This window comes from Stenotrophomonas sp. YJH_SMC_123 (assembly GCF_059368215.1).
The window spans coordinates 819,290-843,095 of the sequence record NZ_JCAFRM010000001.1 but is presented as its reverse complement, the minus strand read 5'-3'; the positions used below and the strand labels follow the sequence as shown (position 1 = coordinate 843,095).

At 66.0% G+C, this 23,806-nt stretch carries 18 protein-coding genes; 8 read left to right on the top strand and 10 right to left on the bottom strand.

All coding sequences use genetic code 11. The features are described from left to right. Window positions 1–25 precede the first annotated feature (25 nt). Complete coding sequence (locus AC5P5W_RS03975) at window positions 26–2,398, top strand: 3-hydroxyacyl-CoA dehydrogenase/enoyl-CoA hydratase family protein (protein ID WP_133934445.1); 2,373 nt, start codon at window positions 26–28, stop codon at window positions 2,396–2,398. A 74-nt stretch (window positions 2,399–2,472) separates the two neighbouring features. Then, complete coding sequence (locus AC5P5W_RS03970) at window positions 2,473–3,681, top strand: acetyl-CoA C-acyltransferase (RefSeq protein WP_019661304.1); 1,209 nt, start codon at window positions 2,473–2,475, stop codon at window positions 3,679–3,681. A 453-nt stretch (window positions 3,682–4,134) separates the two neighbouring features. On the opposite strand, the gene galU is transcribed toward AC5P5W_RS03970, so the two are convergent. From galU to cmk, 8 genes are all read right to left on the bottom strand, one after another. Next, the gene (galU, locus tag AC5P5W_RS03965) at window positions 4,135–5,013 is read right to left on the bottom strand and encodes a UTP--glucose-1-phosphate uridylyltransferase GalU (RefSeq protein WP_032960751.1); all 879 of its coding nucleotides are present in this window, start codon (window positions 5,011–5,013) and stop codon (window positions 4,135–4,137) included. Then, window positions 5,010–6,923, bottom strand: a complete 1,914-nt coding sequence (locus AC5P5W_RS03960) for a polysaccharide biosynthesis protein (protein ID WP_014646852.1) — start codon at window positions 6,921–6,923, stop codon at window positions 5,010–5,012. The genes galU and AC5P5W_RS03960 overlap by 4 nt, the downstream gene beginning before the upstream one ends. A 3-nt stretch (window positions 6,924–6,926) precedes the next feature. Then, window positions 6,927–7,916 (bottom strand): MraY family glycosyltransferase, encoded by a 990-nt coding sequence (locus AC5P5W_RS03955; protein ID WP_046430191.1) that lies wholly within the window; start codon window positions 7,914–7,916, stop codon window positions 6,927–6,929. Window positions 7,917–7,919: 3 nt separating this feature from the next. Continuing rightward, a complete protein-coding gene (gene lapB / locus AC5P5W_RS03950) occupies window positions 7,920–9,098 on the bottom strand; it encodes a lipopolysaccharide assembly protein LapB (protein ID WP_014646850.1) in 1,179 nt (392 codons plus the stop codon). Between the two features lie 6 nt (window positions 9,099–9,104). Then, window positions 9,105–9,389: a LapA family protein gene (locus tag AC5P5W_RS03945; RefSeq protein WP_014646849.1), complete on the bottom strand. Its 285-nt coding sequence runs from the start codon at window positions 9,387–9,389 to the stop codon at window positions 9,105–9,107. A 77-nt stretch (window positions 9,390–9,466) separates the two neighbouring features. After that, window positions 9,467–9,772, bottom strand: a complete 306-nt coding sequence (locus AC5P5W_RS03940) for an integration host factor subunit beta (RefSeq protein ID WP_197575009.1) — start codon at window positions 9,770–9,772, stop codon at window positions 9,467–9,469. Window positions 9,773–9,859: 87 nt separating this feature from the next. Continuing rightward, window positions 9,860–11,545, bottom strand: coding sequence for a 30S ribosomal protein S1 (rpsA, locus tag AC5P5W_RS03935; RefSeq protein WP_005416230.1), 1,686 nt, complete (start codon window positions 11,543–11,545; stop codon window positions 9,860–9,862). A gap of 198 nt (window positions 11,546–11,743) precedes the next feature. Continuing rightward, window positions 11,744–12,421 carry a (d)CMP kinase gene (gene cmk, locus AC5P5W_RS03930; protein WP_014036894.1) on the bottom strand — a complete coding sequence of 226 codons (678 nt, stop codon included), beginning with the start codon at window positions 12,419–12,421 and terminating at the stop codon, window positions 11,744–11,746. 197 nt (window positions 12,422–12,618) lie between these two features. Between cmk and ykgO the strand changes: the two genes are divergently transcribed. From ykgO to AC5P5W_RS03900, 6 genes are all read left to right on the top strand, one after another. Next, window positions 12,619–12,744 (top strand): type B 50S ribosomal protein L36, encoded by a 126-nt coding sequence (ykgO, locus tag AC5P5W_RS03925; protein WP_005409283.1) that lies wholly within the window; start codon window positions 12,619–12,621, stop codon window positions 12,742–12,744. Window positions 12,745–12,919: 175 nt separating this feature from the next. Beyond that, a complete protein-coding gene (locus tag AC5P5W_RS03920) occupies window positions 12,920–13,219 on the top strand; it encodes a hypothetical protein (RefSeq protein ID WP_227837998.1) in 300 nt (99 codons plus the stop codon). Between the two features lie 39 nt (window positions 13,220–13,258). Continuing rightward, window positions 13,259–14,296 carry an agmatine deiminase family protein gene (locus tag AC5P5W_RS03915; protein ID WP_032960746.1) on the top strand — a complete coding sequence of 346 codons (1,038 nt, stop codon included), beginning with the start codon at window positions 13,259–13,261 and terminating at the stop codon, window positions 14,294–14,296. 160 nt (window positions 14,297–14,456) lie between these two features. Continuing rightward, complete coding sequence (locus AC5P5W_RS03910) at window positions 14,457–15,344, top strand: carbon-nitrogen hydrolase (protein WP_008267821.1); 888 nt, start codon at window positions 14,457–14,459, stop codon at window positions 15,342–15,344. A 14-nt stretch (window positions 15,345–15,358) separates the two neighbouring features. Further along, complete coding sequence (locus AC5P5W_RS03905; protein ID WP_049404550.1) at window positions 15,359–15,889, top strand: GNAT family N-acetyltransferase; 531 nt, start codon at window positions 15,359–15,361, stop codon at window positions 15,887–15,889. 4 nt (window positions 15,890–15,893) lie between these two features. Continuing rightward, window positions 15,894–17,114 carry a TraB/GumN family protein gene (locus AC5P5W_RS03900; RefSeq protein WP_014646845.1) on the top strand — a complete coding sequence of 407 codons (1,221 nt, stop codon included), beginning with the start codon at window positions 15,894–15,896 and terminating at the stop codon, window positions 17,112–17,114. A 135-nt stretch (window positions 17,115–17,249) separates the two neighbouring features. Here the strand turns inward: AC5P5W_RS03900 and AC5P5W_RS03895 are convergent, their stop codons facing one another. Together AC5P5W_RS03895 and AC5P5W_RS03890 are read right to left on the bottom strand one after the other, a co-directional pair. Beyond that, window positions 17,250–20,336, bottom strand: a complete 3,087-nt coding sequence (locus AC5P5W_RS03895; protein ID WP_134808770.1) for an efflux RND transporter permease subunit — start codon at window positions 20,334–20,336, stop codon at window positions 17,250–17,252. Further along, window positions 20,333–23,794: an efflux RND transporter permease subunit gene (locus tag AC5P5W_RS03890; RefSeq protein WP_478439242.1), complete on the bottom strand. Its 3,462-nt coding sequence runs from the start codon at window positions 23,792–23,794 to the stop codon at window positions 20,333–20,335. Before AC5P5W_RS03890 ends, AC5P5W_RS03895 begins: the two co-directional genes overlap by 4 nt. Window positions 23,795–23,806: the final 12 nt, after the last annotated feature.

Genomic DNA, 23,806 nt, shown 5'->3' with positions numbered 1-23,806 from the left:
TGCTGACCAACAAAGGCCCTACACCATGTCCAATTCCCTGCTAGTCCGCCGCGCCGCCGTGCTGGGTGCCGGCGTCATGGGTGCCCAGATCGCTGCCCACCTCACCAACGCTGGCGTCGACACCGTGCTGTTCGACCTGCCCGCCAAGGAGGGTCCGGCCGACGGCATCGTGCTGAAGGCGATCGCCAACCTGGGCAAGCTGAGCCCGGCACCGCTGGCCAGCAAGTCGCTGGCCGAAGCCATCACTCCGGCCAACTACGAGTCCGGCCTGGAGCAGCTGAAGGACTGCGACCTGATCATCGAGGCCATCGCCGAGCGCATGGACTGGAAGCAGGACCTGTACAAGAAGATCGCGCCGTTCGTGGCCGACCACGCGGTGCTGGCCTCCAACACCTCGGGCCTGGGCATCAACAAGCTGGCCGACGTGCTGCCCGAGCAGCTGCGCCACCGCTTCTGCGGCGTGCACTTCTTCAACCCGCCGCGCTACATGCACCTGGCCGAGCTGATCCCGGCCACCACCACCGACGCCGCCGTGCTGGAAGGCCTGGAAGAGTTCCTGGTCACCACCCTGGGCAAGGGCGTGGTGTACGCCAAGGACACCCCGAACTTCATCGGCAACCGCATCGGCGTGTTCTCGATCCTGTCCACCATCCACCACACCCAGCAGTTCGGCCTGGGCTTCGATGAAGTGGACGGCCTGACCGGTCCGCTGGTCGGCCGCCCGAAGTCGGCCACCTACCGCACCTCCGACGTGGTCGGCCTGGACACCATGGCCCACGTCATCAAGACCATGGGCGACACCCTGCCGAATGACCCGTGGCATGAATTCTTCAAGTCGCCGAAGTGGCTGGACGCGCTGATCGCCAAGGGCGCGCTGGGCCAGAAGACCGGTGCCGGCATCTTCCGCAAGGTCGGCAAGGACATCGTGGTGCTGGACCTGGAGAAGCAGGACTACCGTCCGGCCGATCGCGCTGCCGCGCCGGAAGTGGTCGAGATCCTGAAGATCAGGAACCCGGCCGAGAAGTTCGCCAAGCTGCGCGAGAGCCAGCACCCGCAGGCGCAGTTCCTGTGGGCGACTTTCCGCGACCTGTTCCACTACAGCGCCTACCACCTGGCCGACATCGCCGAGACCGCGCGCGACGTCGACCTGGCCATCCGCTGGGGCTACGGCTGGTCGCTGGGCCCGTTCGAGACCTGGCAGGCCGCCGGCTGGAAGCAGGTGGCGCAGTGGATCGCCGATGACATCGTCGCCGGCAAGAGCATGAGCAACGCGCCGCTGCCGGACTGGGTGTTCGATGGCCGCGACGGCGTGCATGCCGCCGAAGGCAGCTACAGCCCGTCGCGCAACGCCAAGCTGCCGCGCTCGTCGCTGCCGGTGTACCAGCGCCAGCGCTTCCCCGATCCGCTGCTGGGCGAGACGTTCGCGCCGGGCGAGACCGTGTTCGAGAACGACGGCCTGCGCATGTGGCACGACGGTGATGGCATCGCCGTGGTCAGCTTCAAGACCAAGATGAACACCGTGTCCGACCAGGTGCTGGACGGCCTGCAGGAATGCGTGAGCCGCGCCGAGAAGGACTTCCAGGGCCTGGTGATCTGGCAGCAGAAGGAACCCTTCTCCGCCGGTGCCGACTTGGCCGGCGCGCTGGGCCTGCTGCAGGCCGGCAAGGTCGACCAGTTCGAAGAAATGGTTGCCAACTTCCAGCGCACCAGCCAGCGCATCAAGTACTCGCTGGTGCCAGTGGTGGCCGCCGTGCGCGGCCTGGCCCTGGGTGGCGGCTGCGAGTTCCAGATGCACAGCGCCAAGACCGTGGCCTTCCTGGAAAGCTACATCGGCCTGGTCGAGGCCGGCGTCGGCCTGCTGCCGGCCGGTGGTGGCCTGAAGGAACTGGCCGTGCGCGCCTCGCAGGCCGCGGGCCCGGGCGGCGACGTGTTCGCCGAACTGAAGAAGACCTTCGAGACCGTGGCGATGGCCAAGGTGTCCAACTCGGCGGTCAACGCCAAGGAACTGGGCCTGCTGCGCAGCACCGACAAGGTGGTGTTCAACAGCTACGAGGCCCTGCACATCGCCAAGGCCGAAGCACGCGCCCTGGCCGAAGCGGGTTACCGCCCGCCGCTGCCGGCACGCCGCATCCAGGTGGCCGGTGACGTGGGTATCGCCACCTTCAAGATGATGCTGGTCAACATGCTGGAAGGCCGCTTCATCAGCCCGTACGACTACGAGATCGCCGAGCGCATCGCTACCGTGCTGTGCGGTGGCAAGGTCGACCGCGGCACCCTGGTCGACGAAGAGTGGCTGCTGACCCTCGAGCGCAAGCACTTCGTCGAACTGGCCCAGCAGGAAAAGACCCAGGCCCGCATCGCGCACATGCTGAAGACCGGCAAGCCGCTGCGTAACTGATCGCCCATCCCTGCTTCCGGTGGGTGCCGACCGTTGGTCGGCACTCCGGCTAAAAAATTCAAGAGATCACTGCAATGACCAAGCAAATCCAGGACGCCTACATCGTCGCCGCCACCCGTACCCCGGTTGGCAAGGCGCCCAAGGGCATGTTCCGCAACACCCGCCCCGACGACATGCTTGCGCACGTGCTGCGCAGCGTCGTCGCCCAGGCCCCGGGCGTGGACGTCAACCGCATCGATGACGCCATCATCGGTTGCGCCATGCCGGAAGCCGAGCAGGGCATGAACGTGGCCCGCATCGGCGTGCTGCTGGCCGGCCTGCCGAACACCATCGCCGCACAGACCGTGAACCGCTTCTGCTCCTCCGGCCTGCAGGCCGTGGCGCAGGCCGCCGACGCGATCCGCCTGGGCAACGCCGACCTGATGCTGGCCGGCGGCACCGAGTCGATGTCGATGGTGCCGATGATGGGCAACAAGATCGCCATGGCGCCGAGCGTGTTCGACAACGACCACGTTGCCATCGCCTACGGCATGGGCATCACCGCCGAGAAGGTCGCCGAAGAGTGGAAGGTCTCGCGCGAAGACCAGGACGCCTTTGCCCTGGCCTCGCACCAGAAGGCCATGGCCGCGATCCAGAACGGCGAGTTCAAGGACGAGATCAGCCCGTACGAGATCGTCTCGCACCTGCCGGACCTGGCCGACGGCCAGCGCATCATCACCCGCAACAAGATCGCCGACACCGACGAAGGCCCCCGCCCGGACTCCTCGGCCGAAGGCCTGGCCAAGCTGCGCCCGGTGTTCCGCAACGGCCAGTTCGGCGGCACCGTCACCGCCGGCAACTCGTCGCAGATGAGCGACGGCGCCGGTGCCGTGCTGCTGGCCTCGGAGCAGGCGATCAAGGATTACGGCCTGACCCCGCTGGCCCGTTTCGTCAGCTTCTCGGTGGCCGGCGTGCGTCCGGAAGTGATGGGCATCGGCCCGATCGCCGCGATCCCGAAGGCACTGAAGCAGGCCGGCCTGACCCAGGACCAGCTGGACTGGATCGAGCTCAACGAAGCCTTCGCCGCGCAGTCGCTGGCGGTGATCCGCGACTGCGGCCTGGACCCGGCCAAGGTCAACCCGCTGGGCGGCGCGATTGCCCTGGGCCACCCGCTGGGTGCGACCGGCGCGATCCGTACCGCAACCCTGCTGCACGGCCTGCGTCGTCGCCAGCAGAAGTACGGCATGGTGACGATGTGCATCGGCACCGGCATGGGTGCGGCGGGTATTTTCGAGGCGCTGTAAGGTTCAAGGCGTTGCCTCGTTGGGCTTCATGGCGTGGGCCGGGTTGGCAGGGCTGCCCGGGACACGCCGTGAACCCTTCCATGGGGGCTCGATGGCGCCATCCATGGCGCCAACGGTCCCGGGCAGCCCTGCCAACCCGGCCCTTCCAGCCTCCCCGCGGCGGAGGGATGAGCAAAGGCAGGGTCAAAGGCTGGGGTCAGACCCCTTTGCTGCGCAAAGGGATCTGACCCCAACCCACGAAAAAAGGCAGCCAGTGGCTGCCTTTTTGCTTTTGCTTCTGCCTTTGATTCCGCCCTTCCCGTCCGCGCCGCACGGAAACTGTCGAGAGGGGGCGGATGGCCCTCTCCAAAACCGTTGGCACCATGGAAGGGCTTTGGCGTGTTTTGGAGAGGGCCATCCGCCCCCTCCCCCACGTATCAATCAAGGCGCCGCACGGAGCGCTTGATAAAACCCTTATTCCGCCAGCATCGCCGCCAGCTTCTCCCGCGCCGGGCCAGCCAGCTTCGGGTTGTCCAGCGCGAAGCGGATCGTCGCCTCCACCAGACCCAGGTGCGTGCCGCAGTCGAAGCGGGTGCCCTCGAAACGATAGGCATCGACTTCTTCGGTCTTCAGCAGCTCGGCAATCGCATCGGTCAGCTGGATCTCGCCGCCGGCACCGGTCTGGGTCTGTTCCAGCAGCTCGAAGATCTTCGGGCTGAGCACGTAACGGCCCACCACCGCCAGGTCGCTCGGCGCGTCCTCCGGCTTCGGCTTCTCGACGATCTGCGAAATACGGCCCTTGCGGCCATCGAACGCGTCGGTGGCGACGATGCCGTAACTGGCGGTCTTATCGTGCGGCACGTCTTCCACCGCGATCACGCTGGCGCCACTGGCTTCGTTGAGGTCGGCCATCTGCTTCAGCGCGCCCGCACCGCGGTTCCAGATCAGGTCGTCGGGCAGCAGTACGGCAAACGGCTCGTCACCGATCACCGACCTGGCACACAGCACCGCGTGCCCGAGGCCCAGCGCCTCGGCCTGGGTCACGAAGATCGCGCGCACACCATTGGGGAGCACGTGCCGGATCAGTTCCAGCTGCTCCTGCTTGCCAGCGCGCTCAAGCTTCTGCTCCAGCTCGTACGCCTTGTCGAAATAGTCGGCAACGGCGTGCTTGTAGCGGTTGGTGATGAACACCAGCGTGTCACAGCCGGCTTCGATCGCCTCATCCACCGCGTACTGGATCAGCGGCCGATCAATGATCGGCAGCATCTCCTTCGGCACAGTCTTGGTTGCTGGCAAAAAACGCGTCCCCAATCCTGCCACCGGGAAAACTGCTTTGCGAATTCGCTTGCTCATTGGTGCCTGTTGGCCTCACGTGCCGGAAAAGGCACGACTTTAGCGGATGAAATGTAAGCATCCTGTTCGATTGGCGAGAATTCCGGCATCGTCGCAAACAGGATTTCCTGGATGCGGGCGGTGTCGTAGCTGGCAATCGCCTCGCGCAGGCGCGGAACGTTGCCCAGCACCAGGTCGCGCGAGAACGTACGCACGCCGGCTTCAAGAATCTTCGGGTGCGCGGTGGAGCGGTAATCTTCGTCCGAATAGAACAGCGTCTCGTGCAGCTTCTCGCCCGGACGCAGGCCGGTATAGATGATCTGGATGTCCTTGTACGGCTGCTTGCCGGTCAGGCGGATCATCTGTTCGGCCAGCACGCGGATCGGCACCGGCTCGCCCATGTCGAGGGTATAGATCGCACCATGCGACGCCGATGCGGCCGCCTGCAGGATCAGCTGGCAGGCCTCGGGAATGGTCATGAAGTAGCGGCTGACTTCCGGGTCGGTGACCGTGACCGGGCCACCGCGCAGGATCTGCTCGCGGAACAGCGGCACCACGCTGCCGGCCGACGCCAGCACGTTGCCGAAGCGCACCGTGACGAAACGGGTATGCGTGGACTTCTGGTCCAGGCTCTGGCAGATCATCTCGGCGTAGCGCTTGCTCGCGCCCAGTGCATTGACCGGGTCGACCGCCTTGTCGGTGGAGATGAACACGAAATGCTCCACGCGTGCTTCCAGGCAGGCGCGCGCGACGTTCTCGGTTGCCAGGATGTTGTTGCGCACTGCTTCACGCAGCTGGCGTTCCAGCACCGGAACATGCTTGTAGGCGGCCGCATGGAAAGCGGTATCGACCGGGTGCAGCGACAGCGCGTGGCGGATCACCGCCGGGTCACCGCAGTCGCCCAGCACCGCCTCGATCTCGACATCGGGGAAGCTGCGACGCAGCTCGCCCTCGATGGTCAGCAGCAGCAGCTCGCTGATCTCCAGCAGGATGATGCGACCGGCACCATGCCGCGCGCACTGGCGGCACAGCTCCGAACCGATCGAACCACCGGCGCCGGTAACCATCACGGTGCGCCCACCCAACCAGCCGCGGATCAGGTTCCAGTCCGGCATGATCGGCTTGCGCCCCAGCAGGTCCTCGATCGCCACTTCCTTCAGCTGGCCCGGCAGCGACTGGCCCTGCAGGATGTCACTGAGCTTGGGCACGGTACGGAACGGCACGCCGGTGCTTTCGCAGATCGCGACGACGCGCTGCATGCCTGCGGCGTCCAGCGACGGCATGGCAATGACCAGCAGCTTGGCAGCGGTCTCGCGGACCACCGTCGGCGCGTCATCCAGCGTGCCCAGGATCGGCAGGCCCTGCAGCTTGGCACCCCGCAGGTGCGGTGCATCGTCGAGCAGGCCGACCGGCTCGAAGTTGCCGGAGCGGCGCAGGTCGCGCACCAGGGTCTCGGCCGCCTGGCCGGCGCCGAGGATCAGCACGCGGCGGGCGCTGGAATCGGACTGCAGTGCCTGGTAGTCCTTCCAGGCGCGGTACAGCAGGCGCGGCGCGCCGAGCAGTGCCGACAGCGCGAACGGGTAGATCACCAGCACCGACATGGGTACGCCGTCGAAGCGCTTCCACATCAGCACCAGGATGATGGCCACCATGCCGATGAAGCTGGCCTTGAAGATGTTCAGCAGGTCGCTGACGCTGGCAAACCGCCACAGGCCGCGGTACAGGCCCACGCGCCAGAACACCAGGCCCTGCAGCAGCAGGACCAGGGTGGTATCGACGTTCCACAGGGGCAGCGCCGGGGCGTTGGGCAGGATCGAGTAACGCCCTGCATGGAGCAGCTGCCAGCATGCCCAGACCATGAAGAGGTCGTGGCAGACGATGGCCGAACGCGGCATCAGGCCGAGGATTCTGTCCCGCCAGGGTGAAGCCATAATTCAGGTAATTCCTTGTCGGTGGCGCATTCCATTGCGCAGGAGGAGCCAGAGGACGCTCAGCGCGATGAACCACGCGATCGCCACGACAGCCTCCCACCTCGGCTGCAAATTGGAGCAGACATTGAACACTGTAATACTGAACAGACCCAAAGCAAAGTACATCCCTGTCACCTGCGGGTGACTGGCTCCTGCCTGCACCGCGCGCTGGTAGACATGCTGGGTATGGGGTTCCATCCAGCGTTGTCCGGAAATGATGCGCGCCAGCAGTGTGAAGCCCGCGTCCACGAGGAACGGCGAAACCGGTACCAGCAGCAGGATCCAGTTGATATCGGTACGCACGCTGGCGATCGCCAGCACCACTGCGACCGCATACCCCAGCGCGCCGCTTCCAACATCGCCCATGAAGATCCGGGCGCGAGGGAAGTTGAACGGCAGGAATCCAAGGCAGGCCAGGCCCAGCGCCACGGCGGCCAGTGAATAGGGCCACGGCAGTACCGGCGCCAGCCCCAGCATCGCCACAACGGCCTGGCTGGCGGCGATGCCATTGATGCCGTCCATGAAGTTCCAGATGTTGATCAGCGACGCGGTGAACAGCAGCACCAGCACCGCCAACAGCCAGCTGCCACCATTCACCTTGACCAGGCCGGCCAACAGCGCTGCGGCGATGAAATGCACCAGCAGGCGACGCATCGCCGGCAGGGGCTTGTGGTCGTCCCACCAGCCGATACCGGCCACCAGCACCAGCCCAAGGCTGGCCACCAGCACCGTCGGCGTGCTTTCGGGCCAGGCCCAGATGGCCACGCCGGCGGTCACCAGCAGGCTGATGACGATGGCGATGCCGCCACCGCGCGGGGTGGCAACGCTATGGCTGCGACGCTCGCCCGGCTGGTCCATCAACTGCTGGCGCAGTGCATAGCCCCGCGCAGCCCAGGTCAGCAACGCACTGAGCAGGGCGAGCCCCAGCAGCGCGCCCATCACAAGCCAGGGCATGGATCAGAGCACCGCGTAGTTCAGCAGCGGCTTGACCGTCCCCCACTCCTTGCAGCTCGGGCACTGCCAGTGGTGGGTACGCGCACCGAAGCCGCAGCGCGTGCAGCGATAGGCCGGGTTGCGCACCAGCAGCTGGTCGGTGATGTGCTTGAGGTCATGCAGGGTGGCGGTGGAATCGGCTCCCTCGGCGAGGGTCAGATCGATCAGCGCGGATTCGCCACGTACCGACGGGCGATCCTTGAGCTGGCGACCGAGGTAGGCACGGGCCGGCGCCACGCCTTCCTGCTCTTCCATCAACCGGGTCAGCGCCAGTACCGGGGCGATGCCGCGGTAGTGCTCGGTCATCTCCGACAGGAACGCGCGTGCACCTGCCAGATCGCCGACCCTGCGATAGTTCTGCATCAGTGCCGGCAGCAGTTCCGGCAGGTATTCGGGATCGTTGCGCGCGGCGCGCTCGAAGGCGCGCACAGCGGCCTCTGGATTGCCCGCGTCGGTTTCCAGACGGCCCTCGATGATGCCGGCGCGCACCGACATCGCGTCGGCCTGGTAGGCGCGGGCGATCGCTGCCCTCGCCTCTTCCAGCTTGCCGGCGCCACGGAAACGTTCGGCCAGTTCGCATTCGAACTGTCCGATCAGCTTGCCCATCGGCTCGCCGGTGACGTCCTCGAAACGGGTCGCGTTGTCGATCGCCTTTTCCCAGTCGCGCTCGGCCTGGTAGATGCCGATCAGGTGCTTGAGTGCCTGCGGTGCACGCTGATCCAGCTGCGCCAGCTCGGTGAACACGGTCTCGGCACGGTCCAGCAGGCCGGACTTCATGTAATCCTCGCCCAGCGCCAGCAGGGCCTGCACGCGCTGTGCATCACTGAGGTCGTGGCGGTTGACCAGGCCCTGGTGCAGGCGGATGGCGCGGTCGACTTCGCCGCGGCGGCGGAACAGGTGGCCCAGCGCGACCTGGGTCTCGAAGGTTTCCTTGTCCAGCTCGGCGATGTGCAGGAACAGCTCGATGGCCTTGTCCGGCTGCTCGTTGAGCAGGTAGTTCAGGCCACGGAAATAGGTGCTCGACAGGCGGCTGACCTGGCTGTCACCGTGGCGTTGACCACCGCGCCGCCCGATCACCCACCCAGCCAGGGCGGCCAGCGGAACGAACAGGAAGAACCAGAACCACTCGGTGACGAAATCCATCTTCGATCAGCGTCCATCAAAAGATTGAGGGGAAGCAACCGGTGCCGGCGTGGCGGCAGCGGACTTGTTGGCGCGGCGCAGCTGGCTGTAGAGCGGAATGACCACGCTCACCAACACCAGGCCAGCGCCAACGATGACGCCGATCAGCAACGCGGCAATGATGGCCACGCCGACCGAGGTCTTAAGCTGGGTGAACAGCAGGTTGATGGTCATCTCGTCCATGTTCATGGCACCGATGATCAACCCAAGAATGAGTACCGCCAGCAGGACCAGCAGACGAAAAACCTTCATGCGACAGCTCCAGTGGCAGGAGTCCGTAGCTTATCCGACTCGCGGCTGGATTCGCACGCGGTGGCGCGACGGAAGGCTCAGGCCGGATCGGCGTCCAGCGGCAGCACACTGCTGACCCGCTCGCGCAGTTCCTTGCCCGGCTTGAAATGGGGGACATGCTTGCCCGACAGGGCAACCGATTCGCCGGTCTTCGGGTTGCGACCCAGGCGCGGCGGACGATAGTGCAGCGAGAAGCTGCCAAATCCACGGATTTCGATGCGATCCCCGGCGGACAGCGATCCGCCCATCATTTCCAGCAACGACTTCACCGCCAGATCGACATCATCGGCCTTCAGGTGCGCCTGGCGGCGCGCAAGGATTTCGATCAGTTCGGATTTGGTCATTACCGGCTCACATCAGGGGCATCTCAGCCTGAAACGGCCCGGGCAATGCCCGGGCCGTCCAGGAAACAACGAACAGCGTAAGGCCGATTACTCGGACTTGTTGCCGTTCAGCTGTGCACGCAGCAGCGCGCCCAGCTGGGTGGTGCCGCTGGAAGCCGAAGAGGACTGGTATTCCTCCAGCACTTCGCGCATTTCCGCGTCGTCCTTGGCCTTGATCGACAGCTGCAGGGTACGGCCCTTGCGGTCCATGCCCACGAACTTGGCTTCGACCTTGTCGCCGACCTTCAGGTGCTGGGTGGCGTCGTCAACGCGCTCGTTGGCGATGTCGCGGGCCGAGACGTAACCTTCGATGCCGTCAGCCAGCTCGATGATCGCGCCCTTGGCGTCGACTTCCTTCACCACGCCTTCAACCTTGGAGCCCTTCGGATTGGCAGCCATGTACTGGCCGAACGGATCCTGCTCCAGCTGCTTCACGCCCAGGGAGATGCGCTCGCGCTCCGGATCGACAGCCAGGACGACGGCGTCCAGGGTATCGCCCTTCTTGAAGTTGCGAACGACGTCTTCGCCGGTGGTGTTCCAGCTGATGTCGGACAGGTGGACCAGGCCGTCGATGCCGCCGTCCAGGCCGATGAAGATGCCGAAGTCGGTGATCGACTTGATCTGGCCCGACACCTTGTCACCCTTCTTGTGGGTGGCAGCGAAGGTTTCCCACGGATTGGCGGCAACCTGCTTCATGCCCAGCGAGATACGGCGACGCTCTTCATCGACGTCCAGCACCATCACTTCGACTTCATCACCAACCTGGACAACCTTGGACGGGTTGACGTTCTTGTTGGTCCAATCCATCTCCGAGACGTGCACCAGGCCTTCGACGCCCGGCTCGATCTCAACGAACGCACCGTAATCGGTGACGTTGGAGACCTTGCCGAAGACGCGGCTGTTGGCCGGGTAACGACGGCCGATGTTGTCCCACGGATCCTCGCCCAGCTGCTTCAGGCCCAGCGAAACGCGGTTGCGCTCGCGGTCGAACTTCAGCACGCGGACGTCCAGCTCGTCGCCGACGTTCACGACTTCCGACGGGTGACGCACGCGCTTCCACGCCATGTCGGTGATGTGCAGCAGGCCGTCGATACCGCCCAGGTCCACGAACGCGCCGTAATCGGTCAGGTTCTTGACGACACCCTTCAGGATCGCGCCTTCCTGCAGCTTGTCCATCAGCTGCTCGCGCTCTTCCGAGTGCTCGCTTTCGACGACAGCGCGGCGCGAGACCACGACGTTGTTACGCTTGCGGTCCAGCTTGATGAGCTTGAACTCGAGTTCCTTGCCTTCCAGGTAGGCCGGATCGCGCACCGGGCGCACATCGACCAGGGAACCCGGCAGGAAGGCGCGGACATCCTTGATGTCCACGGTGAAACCACCCTTGACCTTGCCGCTGATGCGGCCGGTGATGGTTTCGTTCTTTTCCAACGCTTCTTCCAGCTCGTCCCACACCATCGCGCGCTTGGCCTTCTCGCGCGACAGGACGGTTTCGCCGAAGCCGTTCTCGATCGAGTCGAGGGCGACCTTGACGATGTCGCCTTCGGCGACGTCGATTTCGCCAGCGTCGTTACGGAACTGTTCGATCGGCACGATGCCTTCGGACTTCAGGCCAGCGTTGATCACCACGACGTCGCCGCGGACTTCAACAACGGTACCGCTGACGATGGCGCCCGGCTTCAGCTTGGCCAGATTGGCCTGGCTGGCTTCAAACAGTTCGGCAAATGATTCGGTCATTAGATTTACTCTGTTGGACACATGGGTCGGTGGCGTCCCCTTCAGGGGAATGGCGACCGCCCGCCTGTTGGTCGACCCCGGAAACGCAGGTCGTGTGTAGTAGGAAAACCGCCACGCATCATTGCGCGGCGGAGCTGGTACAGCACTGCTATGCGCGACCGCCGCCGATGCTGCTGGCAGCGCTCCCGCGCGAACGGATCAGGCAGCCGGAACCGGAAGCAGATCCATCACTCTGGCAACGACATCATCGATGCCGATGCCTGTGGTGTCGATGAGGACAGCATCGTCTGCCGGCTTCAGGGGCGCCACGGTACGCTGGGCATCACGGGCGTCGCGGGCCATGATCTCGCGCAGGAGGTCATCAAAGTTAACAGAAACCCCCTTGTCTTTCAACTGCTTATGCCGGCGCTCGGCGCGCTCCTCGGCACTGGCGGTCAGGAAGACCTTGTAGGAGGCGTCCGGGAAGATCACCGTGCCCATGTCGCGGCCGTCGGCGACCAGGCCCGGCAGCTCCCTGAATGCGCGCTGGCGCTCCTTCAGGGCGGCGCGGACCTCGGGAATGGCGGCAATGGCCGAGGCCAGCGCACCGGTGGTCTCCAGGCGCAGCTCGTCGGTGGCATCGGTGCCGTTGACCATGACCCGCATGGCATCGCCCTGCTCGACAAACTGAACGTGGGTGTCGAAGGTGCAACGCACCAGCGCCGAGGCGTCGGAGGTATCGATGTCGGCCCAGCTTGCGGCCACGCCCACCGCCCGGTACAGCGCGCCCGAATCCAGGTAATGCCAGCCCATCCGGCGCGCGATGATGCGGCTGATGGTACCCTTGCCGGCCCCGGATGGGCCGTCGATGGTCAGGACGGGAGCGAGTGGATTCATGGGGGTCCCAGAGCGTGTGAAGAGGCCATTCTAGCCCCTGCCAGACGCCCCCAGCGGGATCTTTTGTGCAACCACTTGAAACCACGAGGAAAAGCCCGGTAGAATGGCGGGCTTGAACGAGCGTCAACTGCCGATTGTCTTTCGCATATCGCGGCCACGCTCCACCCGAACAACTACTGTTTACGCCGAGGTATGCCATGAAAGTCCTGTCCTCCCTGAAGTCGGCGAAGGCCCGTCACCGTGACTGCAAGGTCGTGCGTCGTCGTGGCAAGATCTTCGTCATCTGCAAGTCGAACCCGCGTTTCAAGGCGCGTCAGCGCTAAGCCTCACAGCCTTCCGGCTGCGGCTGGCCCTACGCGGGGCCGACCCGATGCAAGAAACCGCCTTCGGGCGGTTTTTTGTTTATGCGGCTTTTTCCTGCCGTTTTTGCTGTAATCGCCTTTCTTGACCACTGGGGAGTAGATCGAGATGAAGCGTTACCTGTCCGCCCTGGCCGTGATGGCCACCCTGGCCGCCGCCACACCGGCACTGGCCGATACCCTGCTTGTCGACCGCGCCCGCGAGAAGCCGGCCGGTGCCCTGCCCGTGCGCGGCCAGAGCATGCAGCAGGTGCAGGCGCAGTTCGGCGCGCCCAGCGAGCAGCTGCAGCCGCGTGGCGGGCAGAAACGGCAATGGCCGACCATCAACCGCTGGGTGTACCCGCAGTTCACCGTCTACTTCGAGAAGCAGAAGGTGATCGACGTGGTGGCCAACCAGGCGGACCCGAACGAAATCGGCCCGAAACCGCCGATCCGTTGATCCCATTACCCGCCGTGGGCGGGCCTGTGTAGCGAGACCATGAACCAGACCCTTCGTTTTCCTGCCGAGTGGGAAGCCCAGAGCGGCGTCCTGATTGCCTGGCCCACCGCCGATACCGACTGGGCTGACCGCCTGGGCCAGGTGGAAGAGACCTACATCGCCCTGGTCGCGGCCATCACCCGCTTCCAGCCGGTGCTGATCTGCGTGGCCGACGACGATGTGGAGACCTACGCCGAGATGCGACTGCGCTCCAACCGCATCGACATGGACAAGGTCCACTTCACCACGGCGGCCTACGACGATACCTGGCTGCGCGACTCCGGCCCGATCACCCTGCGCCGTGCCGACGGCGGCTTCCAGCTGCTGGATTTCCGCTTCACCGGCTGGGGCGGCAAGTTCGACGCCACCCTGGATGACCAGCTGGTGGGCGTGCTCGACCAGGCCGGCGTATTCAACGATGCGCCGGTCCGCAGCATCCCGTTCGCGCTGGAAGGCGGCGGCATCGAGACCGACGGTGAAGGCACCCTGCTGACCACCTGGAAGTGCCTGCACGAGCGCCACCCGGACCGCGACCGCGCCAGCCTGAGCGCCGACCTGGCCGACTGGCTGCAGCAGGACCGCGTGCTGTGGCTGGACCACGGCTACCTGGAAGGCGACGACACCGACGCGCACATCGATACCCTCGCCCGCTTCGCCTCCGCTGACAGCATCGTCTACCAGGCCTGCGACGACGAGAGCGACTCGCATTACGCCGAACTGCAGGCGATGGGCAATGAGCTGGCCGCGCTACGCACCAAGGATGGCCAGCCGTACCGCCTGTTCCCGCTGCCGTGGGCCCGGCCGGTGATCGACGAAGGCCGTCGCCTGGCTGCCTCGTACGCCAACTACCTGATCGTCAATGGCGCGGTGCTGATGCCGGCCTATGGCGACCCGGCCGATGACCTGGCCCGCGACGTGCTGGCACAGGCGCACCCGGGCCGAGAGATCGTGCAGGTGCCCTGCCGCTCGCTGATCTGGCAGAACGGCAGCCTGCACTGCATCACCATGCAGCTGCCGGCTGGGCTGTTGAAGGCGTAACGGTCGTGCCGGCCGCTGGCCGGCAACCCTGCAATGCCTGATGGATCCACGGGATTGCCGGCCAGCGGCCGGCACTACCCGCTGCGCCATTCAGCGCGCGACACGCCGTCGCCGCCCATCCGCGCTAACATGCTGGTTTTCCCCCGCAGGAACGCCCCGCATGAACTCGCGCAGCCCCCTTACCGTCGCCCTGATCCAGGAGCGCAACCACGGTGATGCCGCCGCCAACCTGGCGGTGATCGAAGCACGCGTGGCCGAGGCGGCTGCGCAGGGTGCCAAGCTGGTGCTGCTGCAGGAACTGCATAACGGCCCGTACTTCTGCCAGCACGAATCGGTGGACGAGTTCGACCTGGCCGAGCCGATTCCGGGCCCGAGCACCGAGCGCCTTGGCGCGCTGGCGAAGAAGCATGGCGTGGTGCTGGTCGGCTCGCTGTTCGAGCGCCGCGCTGCCGGGCTGTACCACAACACCGCCGTGGTGTTCGAGAAGGACGGTACGCTGCTCGGCAAGTACCGCAAGATGCATATCCCGGACGACCCGGGCTTCTACGAGAAGTTCTACTTCACCCCGGGCGACATCGGCTTCACGCCGATCGATACCTCGGTGGGCCGCCTGGGCGTGCTGGTGTGCTGGGACCAGTGGTACCCGGAAGCGGCGCGCCTGATGGCGCTGGCCGGCGCCGAGCTGTTGCTGTATCCGACTGCGATCGGCTGGGATCCGGACGACGTGCAGGACGAGAAGACCCGCCAGCGCGACGCCTGGGTGCTGAGCCATCGCGGCCATGCGGTGGCCAACGGCCTGCCGGTGCTGAGCTGCAACCGCGTCGGCCACGAGGCCTCGCCGCTGGGCGCGTCGGGCATCCAGTTCTGGGGCAACAGCCACGTGCTGGGCCCGCAGGGCGAGTTCCTGGCCGAGGCCGGCACCGAGGCCACCGTGCTGCTGTGCGACGTCGACCTGCAGCGCAGCGAGCATGTGCGCCGCATCTGGCCTTTCCTGCGTGATCGCCGCATCGATGCCTACGGCGACCTGCTCAAGCGCTACATCGACTGAGCCGGAGCCCGCGCATGGCCGTCCTCATCCGTGATGCCGGCCCGGCCGACATCGACGCGATCACCGCGATCTACGCGGTGGAAGTGACTGACTTCGTCAACACCTACGAGTACGACATTCCGGACGCGACCGAGATGCTGCGCCGCATGCGTGACATCGTCGATCGCGGCTTCCCCTACCTGGTCGCCGAGATCGACGGCCAGGTGGCCGGCTATGCCTACGCCAACACCTACCGCACCCGCGTTGCCTACCAGTGGACCGTGGAAAACTCGGTCTACGTCGATGCCGCGTTCCAGGGCAAGGGCGTCGGCACCGGCCTGCTGCAGGCGTTGATCGACGCCTGCGTGGCGCGTGGCTACCGGCAGATGGTGGCGGTGATCGGCGAACCGACCAATACCGCTTCAATCAAGCTGCACGAACGCTTCGGCTTCGAGCTGGTCGGCGTGTTCCGTGGCCTCGGCCGCAAGCATGGCCGCTGGCTGGATACCGTGCAGATGCAGCGCGCGCTCGGCGATGGCGCCGACACCGCACCTTCCAATGAATGAACCCATGACCGAAACCCTTCCCGAGACCGGCGACGACCTGTTCGCCGGCCAGCCGGTACGCGTCGTCGAACGCGACGGCGTGCGCTACACCCTGCTGGGCACCGCCCATGTCTCACGCGCCAGCGTCGAGGCGGTGGAGAAAGCCATCGACAGCGGTCGCTTCGACGCCGTGGCCGTTGAACTGGACCCGCAGCGCCTGCAGGCACTGAGCGACCCGGACACGCTGGCCAAGCTCGACCTGGTCGAGGTGATCCGCAAGGGCCGCGTCGCCCTGTTCGCCGCCAACCTGGCCCTGTCCGCCTACCAGCGCCGCCTGGCCGAACAGCTCGACATCGAGCCGGGCGCGGAACTGAAACGCGCGGTGGAACTGGCGCGCGAACGCGACCTGCCGGTGCACCTGATCGACCGCGAGGTCGGCCTGACCTTCCGCCGGGCGTCGCAGCGGCTTGGGTTCTTCGGCAAGCTGAAGCTGGTTGCCGGGCTGGGCGCCGGCCTGTTCTCGTCCGAGGAAGTGGGCGAGAACGAGATCGAAAAGCTCAAGCAGGGCGACATGCTGGAATCGAGCTTTGGTGAGTTCGCCAGCGAGAGCCCGGCGCTGTACGAGACGATCATCGGTGAGCGCGACCGTTACATGGCCACGCGCCTGCGCGAGGAGCACACCCCGCAGCAGCGTGAAGTGCTGGCGGTGGTCGGTGCCGGCCATCTTGCAGGTCTCGCGCGCTACCTGGAAACCGACACCGAGGCCCCGGCGCCGCTGCGCGCCGAGCTGGAGGCGGTGCCGAAGAAGCGCAACATCCCGTGGTTCACGCTCGGCATCCTGGCGATCGTGGCGACCGGCATCGGCGTGGGCTTCTACCGCGGCGGCCTGGGCGTGGGTACCGAGCTGCTGGCGACCTGGGCAATGTATACCGGCGGCCTGGCGGGCCTGGGCTGCCTGCTGGCAGGCGGTCACCCGCTGAGCATCCTCACCGCGATCGCGGTGGCCCCGTTCAAGCCGTTCCGCCTGAGCATCCCGACCGGCGCATTCTCGGCGCTGGTGGAAGCGCGCCTGCGCAAGCCGGCCTATGAGGACTTCCTGAAGCTGCGCGACGATGCGCAGAGCCTGAAGGGCTGGTACCGCAATCGCGTTACCCGCGTGGTGCTGACCTTCATGCTGACCAACATCGGCAGCATGCTCGGCCTGTGGCTGACCACCTTCAAGGTGTGGGGCAAGGTGGCGGGGTAAGCCTCTCAACCGGCCACAGAATCTGTAGCGCCCGAGCCCATGCTCGGGCGACGCCGCGACGCGGCGAGCAGAAAAAAAGGGGGAGACCGCCCCACTACGACCGGCCTCCCCCACACCACAACACGTTGGCGCGCATTACAGCCGGGCAGCGCCCGGCTCCATCCTCTCCAGCCCGCGTGCACGGCGGATCAGCCGCGTCACGGCCGAGCGCAGGTCATCGAGCACCGCGTAGATGGTCGGCAGGAACAGCAGGCTGACCACCGTCGAGAACGCCAGCCCGCCCGCAATTGCACGCGCCATCGGCGAATACTCCGGGCCATTGCCGAACATCTGCGTATCGGTCAGCGAGATCGGGATCATCGCCAGGATCGCCGTGCCCATGGTCATCATGATCGGGCGCAGGCGTTCGCGTGAGCCTTCCACCAGCGCCTGGGTGCGGCCCATGCCGCTGCGCCGCAGGTTGTTGATGTGCTCGATCATCACGATGCCGTTGTTCACCACCACGCCCATCAGCACCAGGATGCCGATGAAGGACATGATCCCGAACGAGGTGCCGGTGATCCAGAACAGCCAGAACACGCCGAAGATCGAGAACAGCACTCCGCTCATGATCGCCGCCGGGAACAGCAGCGACTCGAACACCGCCGCCATCACCACGTAGATCATCACCAGTGCGATCAGCAGGTTGAACACCATCTGCTGCATGGCCTCGTCGTCGTTGCCGTAGTCGCCGCCGTCGAAGGTGAAGCCATAGCCGGCCGGGAAGTTCATCGGCTTGAGCACGGCTTCGATCGCCTTGCGCCCGTCCGGCGCGGTGACCTTCTCGGCCAGGTTGGCCTTGATGGTCAACGTGGTCTGGCGGTTGGTGCGGCCGATCTGGGTGGCCGACGAACCAACGTCCACGGTGACCAGGCTCAGCAGCGGCACGCTGCGGCCATCGCCGGTGCGCACGCTGAAACCGGCCAGGTCTTCCGGGCTGCTCTGCTCGGCGCCGGCAAAGCGCACCCACACCGGCACTTCGTTGTCACCGCGGCGGAACTCGCGCATCGGCGCGCCGCGCAGCGCCAGGCCGACGAAGCTGGCCACCTGCTCGGCATTGAAGCCGAACGCTGCGGCACGCTCGCGGTCGACGCGCACCTTCAGCTCGCCGCCCTTCTCGCCGTTGTCGATGCGCACGTCACGCAGCTCGGCACGCTGCGCCAGCAACGGCACCACTTCCTGGCCGATCTCCTGCAGCATCGAACTGGAATCACCCACCAGCTGCACCTGCACGCCCTGGTTGCTGCCGCCACCGCCATCGCCGCCCTGGTTGCCGACGAAGTAATCGGTGCGGGCCGACTTCGGCAGGCCCTTGCGCAGTTCCTCCTGCAGCGACTTGATGTCCTTGGCGTACTTTTCGTCCAGGGTGACCACCGTGGAGCTGCCTTCCTGCTCGCTGTACCAGGAATACACCTGCTTCACGTGCAGGCGTTCGCGGTTCTGGTCGATCCAGTTCTCCACCCGCGCCACTTCCTCGGACATCTGGCGGTAGGTGTAGGCGCCCTTCCACATGTAGCCGATGAAGATGTCCTTGCCCCCCTCACCACCGAACATGTCGACCTTGGTCAGCTTCATCGGCACCAGGCTGACCAGCACCACGAGCAGGATGCCGAGCAGGCTCCAACCGCGGTGATGCAGTGACCAGTCCAGCAGCTGCGCATAGCGTCGCTGCAGGCGCGCGATCAGGCCGGTCTGCGAGTGCACCAGCTTGGGCGTGGCCATGCGCGCGGACAGCATCGGGATCAGGCTGACCGCCACCAGCCACGAGGCCAGCAGCGAGACCGAGATGGTGATCGCGATCTGCGCCATGAAGATGCTGATGTTGTTGGTCTCGCCGAACAGGTTCGGCACGAACACGATGCAGTGGCACAGCGTGCCGGCGCTGAGCGCGATGGCCACGTTGCGGGTGCCGATGATCGAGGCCAGCCGTGGCTGCCCCGGCATGCGCTCGCGCTCCTGGTAGATGCTCTCCACCACCACCACTGCATTGTCGACCAGCATGCCGACGGCCAGCAGCAGGCCCATCATGGTCAGGATGTTGAGTGTCACCCCGACGAAGTACATGAAGCCGAGGGTGATGGTGAAGCAGATCGGAATGGCCAGGGTCACCATCAGCGTCGACGGCCAATGGCGCAGGAAGAAGAACAGCACGGTGACCGACAGGATCAGGCCGACCGCGCCGGCCTCGGCCAGCTCCAGCAGCGAGGACGTCACTGCCTTGCCCTGGTTGTCGATCACCTTGATCTGCACGTCGCGCATCGACGGCTGCGCGCGGATCGCCTCGACCTCGGCCAGTGCCGCACGCGAAACGTCCACCAGGTTGGCGCTGCGTTCCTTGAAGATGTCCAGGCCCACCGCCGGGTTGCCGTCCAGGCGGCGCCCGTAGTTCATCCGCGCCGGCTTCAGGCGCACGTCGGCGATGTCGCCCAGGCGCAGGCCCTTGGCGTTGATCACCAGGTCGCGCATCTCCTGAAGGTCGGTGATCTCGCCTACCGGCTGCACGCGCACGCGTTGGCCGTTGTCATCGATCTGCCCGGCCGAGATTGAGAAGTTCAGCGTGCGCAGGCGCTCGCTCAGCTCGTTGATGCTCAACCCATGCGCGTTGAGCCGGTTCGGATCGATGGCGATCTCCACCTCGTTCGGCGGCGCACCGGTGATATCGACGCGGGCCACACCGGGAATACGCTCGATGCGCCGCTTGAACTCACGATCGAGCATGTCATAGGCGGTGGTCAGGTCGGTGGTGCTGGCCAGCCGCACCTTCAGCACGGGCTGGTCGCTGCTGGACCACTTGAACACGTTGTAGCGCTGCAGGTCGTCGGGCAGGTCGCTGCGGATCGCGTCGATACGCTCGCGCGCGTCCGACGCGGCAATGGCGATGTCGCGGTCCCAGTCGCTGAACTCGATGTAGATCAGCGCCGCCTCGGAGGTGGCCGACGAGCGCATGCGCTTGATGCCGGTCATCGTCGCCAGCGATTCCTCGACCGGACGGATGATGGTCCGTTCCACTTCTTCCGGGGTCGAGCCGGTGTAGGGAATCTGCACGAACAGGAACGGCGCGGAGATGTCCGGCAACGCCTCCAGCGGCAGCCGGAACGAAGCGATCAGGCCGATCACCACCAGCGACACGAAGCACATGATGGTGGTGACCGGACGGCGGATGGAGAACTCGGCAACACTCATGCCGGTTCCTCCACACCCGCTGTGCCGCCCTCGTCGCCATGCAGGCCCTCACCGGCGTGCTTGCGGCCGCGCTCACGGTAGTAGGCGTCGCCGCGACGATCCATCAGGTCGTACACCACCGGGATCACCAGCAGCGTCAGCAGCGTCGACACCAGCAGGCCACCGATCACGGTGATCGCCATCGGTGCACGCACTTCGGCGCCCTCGCCCATCGCCACCGCCAGCGGCAGGAAGCCGAACAGCGTGCACAGCGTGGTCATGATGATCGGCCGCAGGCGCGAGCGCGCACCTTCCACCAGCGCCTCATGCTTGGCCACGCCGGCCTCGCGCAGCTGGTTGACCTTGTCGATCAGGATGATCGCGTTCTTGGTGACCAGGCCGACCAGCAGGATCAGGCCGATGAACACCACCACCGAGATGGGCTTTCCGGTCAGCATCAGCGCCAGGATCGCGCCGACCAGCGCCAGCGGGATGGTGAACAGGATCACGAACGGGTGCAGCAGGGATTCGAACTGCGAGGCCATCACCAGGTAGACCAGGAAGATCGCCAGGCCGAAGGCGAAGATCAGCGACTTCGCCGCCTGCGCCAGTTCCTCGCCCTGGCCGCCGATGTGCAGGCCGACGCCCGCGCCCAGCGGCTGCTCGGCCACCATCTGCTGCACTTCGCGCATGGCGGCGCCCAGGTCGATGTCGCGCAGGTTGGCCGATACCACCGCGACCCGGGTCTGGTCGGCACGATGGATCTCGCTGGGGCCGGTGGTGGCGACCACGTCGGCCACCGCGTCCAGGGTCACCGGGCGGGTGCTGCCCGGATTGACGATCAGCCGGCGGATGCTCTCCACGCTGGCGCGGTCACCTTCCTGGGCGCGCACCAGCACGTCGATCTTGCGGTCACGGAAGCTGTAGCGGGTGGCGACGTCGCCACGCACCTTCTTCACCACCACGTCGGCGATCTGGCGGGTGGTCAGGCCCAGCGCACCGGCGCGCTCCTGGTCGAAGCGGATCTGGATTTCCGGGAAGCCCTCTTCCACCGTCGACTTCACGTCGGCGTAGTGGGCGTTGCCGCGCAGCATCGCCGCCAGGCGCTGGCCGGCCACTTCCAGGGTCGCCATGTCCTGCCCGCGCAGTTCGATTTCCAGCGGCGTGGAAAAGCTGAACAACGCCGGCCGCGCGAAGTCGACCTGGGCACCCGGGTGCTGGCTCATGGTGCCGCGCAGGCGCTCGGTGATCGCCGCTTCAGTGTGCGCATTGCCGCCACCTTCCATCACCACGGTCAGCTTGCCGATGTTCTCGCCACTTTCGGTCGGGCTGGCATCCAGCCGGGTGCCGCTGCCACTGACGCCATACAGCGAGGCCACGCCTTCGCCCTTGCCATGCGCCAGCTGCAGCTCGCGCACCAGTGCATCGGTCTGCTTGAGCGGCGTGCCGGCCGGCAGCTTCACCGTCATTTCGAAACGGTCCTGCGCCAGCTGCGGGATCAGGTCGGCGCCAAGCATCGGCACCAGCGCCATGGTCGCCACGAAAATGATGGCTGCCACGCCCAGCACCTTGCCGGGATGCGCCAGCGCACTCGGCAGCAGGCGCAGGTAGCCTCGCTCGGCGCCTGCATAGGGCTTCATCGCCAGGTCGCTGGCCTTGCGCATCACCGGGCCGACCACCGCCACCACGCCGCGCCACAGGCGCACCACGAGCCAGGCCAGCGCATAGAAGCTCCAGCGCACGCTGGCGAGCACGCCACGGCGGCCCAGTGCAACCGGCTTCTGCCAACGCTTCTGCGGCTGCCATGCTGCGTTCGGCGCCTCTTCCGGGAACGCCAGCGGCGGCCGCCCCTTCAGCGAGCTCAGCATCGGGATCAGGGTCATCGACACCAGCAGCGAGATCGCGATGGCGATCGCCACGGTCAGCGCCTGGTCGCGGAACAGCTGCCCGGCGATGCCATCGACGAACACCAGCGGCAGGAACACCGCGATGGTGGTCAGGGTCGAGGCGACCACGGCCATGCTCACTTCACGGGTGCCGGCGATCGCCGCCTGCAGGATGCCCAGGCCACGCTCACGGGCCTTGGCGATGCTCTCCAGCACCACGATCGAGTCATCCACCACCAGGCCGGTGGCCAATGCCAGGCCACCCAGCGACATCACGTTCAAGCTCAGGCCGAGCTGGCCCATGAAGAAGAACGTGGCGATGATCGAGACCGGCAACGACAGGCTGATCACGAACGTACTCCAGCCATCGCGCAGGAACAGGAAGATGATCAGGATCGCCAGCAGGCCGCCGATCACGGCATCCTTCTTGACGTCGGCGATGGCGTGCTCGATGAAGCGCGACTGGTCCTCGATGGTGGTCAGCTGGACATCGGACGGGAACGTGCCCTTGATCTGCTCCAGGCGCTTGCGCAGCGCTTCAGCGGTGGACACGGTGTTGGCGTCGCCTTCCTTGTAGATGGCCAGCTCGACCGACTCCTTGCCGCCCAGGCGGATGATCGCTTCGCGCTCCTTGTAGCCCTGGCGCACGGTGGCCACGTCCTTCAGGCGCACCGGCACGCCGTTGGCAACCACGCTGGAGCCACCGCCGGACGATGCGCTCTGTGCCGCCGACGCCGCCGCGATGGCGGCCGCCGAACCCGTCGACGCGGCGATGTTGAACATCTGCTGCAGCGCCGAGTCCGCCGCGCTGCCATTGGCGGCCTGGGTGGTCACCAGCAGGTTGCGGATCTCCTCCAGGTCGGCGAACTGGTTGACGGTACGCACCAGGAAGCGCTGCGAGCCCTCCTCCAGGCGGCCGCCGGAAATGTTGATGTTCTCGTCCTTCAGGCGCTTGATGACGGTGTCGATCGGCAGGTTCAGCTGGGCAAGCTTCTGCTGGTCGATGTCGACCTGGATCTCGTCCTCCAGGCCGCCGCCCACCTTCACTGCCGCCACACCGGTGACCGGCTCCAGCTTCTTCTTGAGGTCTTCATCGGCATAGCGGCGCAGGCCGGTCAGCTCGCGCACCGCATCGGCATCGCTGGTCGGCGCCGTCTTGTTCGACAGCACCAGGCGCATGATCGGCTCGGTGGACGGATTGAAGCGCAGCAGCACCGGGGCCTTGGCCTCCAGCGGCAGGTTCAGCGCTTCCATCTTGTCGCGCACCTCCAGGCTGGCCTGGTCCATGTTGGTGCCCCAGGCGAATTCCAGCACCACGTCGCTCTGGCCGGTGCGCGAGACCGACTTCAGCTTGCGCAGGTTCTTGACCACGCCGACCGCTTCTTCGACCGGCTGGGTGATCAGGGTTTCGATTTCAGTCGGCGCTGCACCGGTGTATTCGGTGCGCACGGTCAGCGTCGGGTAGCTCAGGTCGGGCAGCAGGTTGACCTTGAGATTGCCCAGCGCGATCAGGCCGAACAGCAGCAGCGTGACCGTGCACATGGCGATGGTCACGCGGCGGCGGGTGGCAAACTCCACCAGGCCGCCGCGCATGCCGCCGGCGGC

What these genes read in the sequence shown, in the direction of transcription:
- AC5P5W_RS03900 (WP_014646845.1), top strand. Translation starts at nt 15,894, where the DNA reads ATGACCGAAACCCTTCCCGAGACCGGCGACGACCTGTTCGCCGGCCAG.
- AC5P5W_RS03915 (WP_032960746.1), top strand. Translation starts at nt 13,259, where the DNA reads ATGAACCAGACCCTTCGTTTTCCTGCCGAGTGGGAAGCCCAGAGCGGC.
- rpsA (WP_005416230.1), bottom strand. Translation starts at nt 11,545, where the DNA reads ATGACCGAATCATTTGCCGAACTGTTTGAAGCCAGCCAGGCCAATCTG.
- cmk (WP_014036894.1), bottom strand. Translation starts at nt 12,421, where the DNA reads ATGAATCCACTCGCTCCCGTCCTGACCATCGACGGCCCATCCGGGGCC.
- AC5P5W_RS03945 (WP_014646849.1), bottom strand. Translation starts at nt 9,389, where the DNA reads ATGAAGGTTTTTCGTCTGCTGGTCCTGCTGGCGGTACTCATTCTTGGG.
- AC5P5W_RS03920 (WP_227837998.1), top strand. Translation starts at nt 12,920, where the DNA reads ATGGCCACCCTGGCCGCCGCCACACCGGCACTGGCCGATACCCTGCTT.
- AC5P5W_RS03905 (WP_049404550.1), top strand. Translation starts at nt 15,359, where the DNA reads ATGGCCGTCCTCATCCGTGATGCCGGCCCGGCCGACATCGACGCGATC.
- AC5P5W_RS03910 (WP_008267821.1), top strand. Translation starts at nt 14,457, where the DNA reads ATGAACTCGCGCAGCCCCCTTACCGTCGCCCTGATCCAGGAGCGCAAC.
- ykgO (WP_005409283.1), top strand. Translation starts at nt 12,619, where the DNA reads ATGAAAGTCCTGTCCTCCCTGAAGTCGGCGAAGGCCCGTCACCGTGAC.
- AC5P5W_RS03975 (WP_133934445.1), top strand. Translation starts at nt 26, where the DNA reads ATGTCCAATTCCCTGCTAGTCCGCCGCGCCGCCGTGCTGGGTGCCGGC.
- galU (WP_032960751.1), bottom strand. Translation starts at nt 5,013, where the DNA reads ATGAGCAAGCGAATTCGCAAAGCAGTTTTCCCGGTGGCAGGATTGGGG.
- AC5P5W_RS03970 (WP_019661304.1), top strand. Translation starts at nt 2,473, where the DNA reads ATGACCAAGCAAATCCAGGACGCCTACATCGTCGCCGCCACCCGTACC.
- AC5P5W_RS03960 (WP_014646852.1), bottom strand. Translation starts at nt 6,923, where the DNA reads ATGGCTTCACCCTGGCGGGACAGAATCCTCGGCCTGATGCCGCGTTCG.
- AC5P5W_RS03890 (WP_478439242.1), bottom strand. Translation starts at nt 23,794, where the DNA reads ATGCGCGGCGGCCTGGTGGAGTTTGCCACCCGCCGCCGCGTGACCATC.
- lapB (WP_014646850.1), bottom strand. Translation starts at nt 9,098, where the DNA reads ATGGATTTCGTCACCGAGTGGTTCTGGTTCTTCCTGTTCGTTCCGCTG.
- AC5P5W_RS03895 (WP_134808770.1), bottom strand. Translation starts at nt 20,336, where the DNA reads ATGAGTGTTGCCGAGTTCTCCATCCGCCGTCCGGTCACCACCATCATG.
- AC5P5W_RS03940 (WP_197575009.1), bottom strand. Translation starts at nt 9,772, where the DNA reads ATGACCAAATCCGAACTGATCGAAATCCTTGCGCGCCGCCAGGCGCAC.
- AC5P5W_RS03955 (WP_046430191.1), bottom strand. Translation starts at nt 7,916, where the DNA reads ATGCCCTGGCTTGTGATGGGCGCGCTGCTGGGGCTCGCCCTGCTCAGT.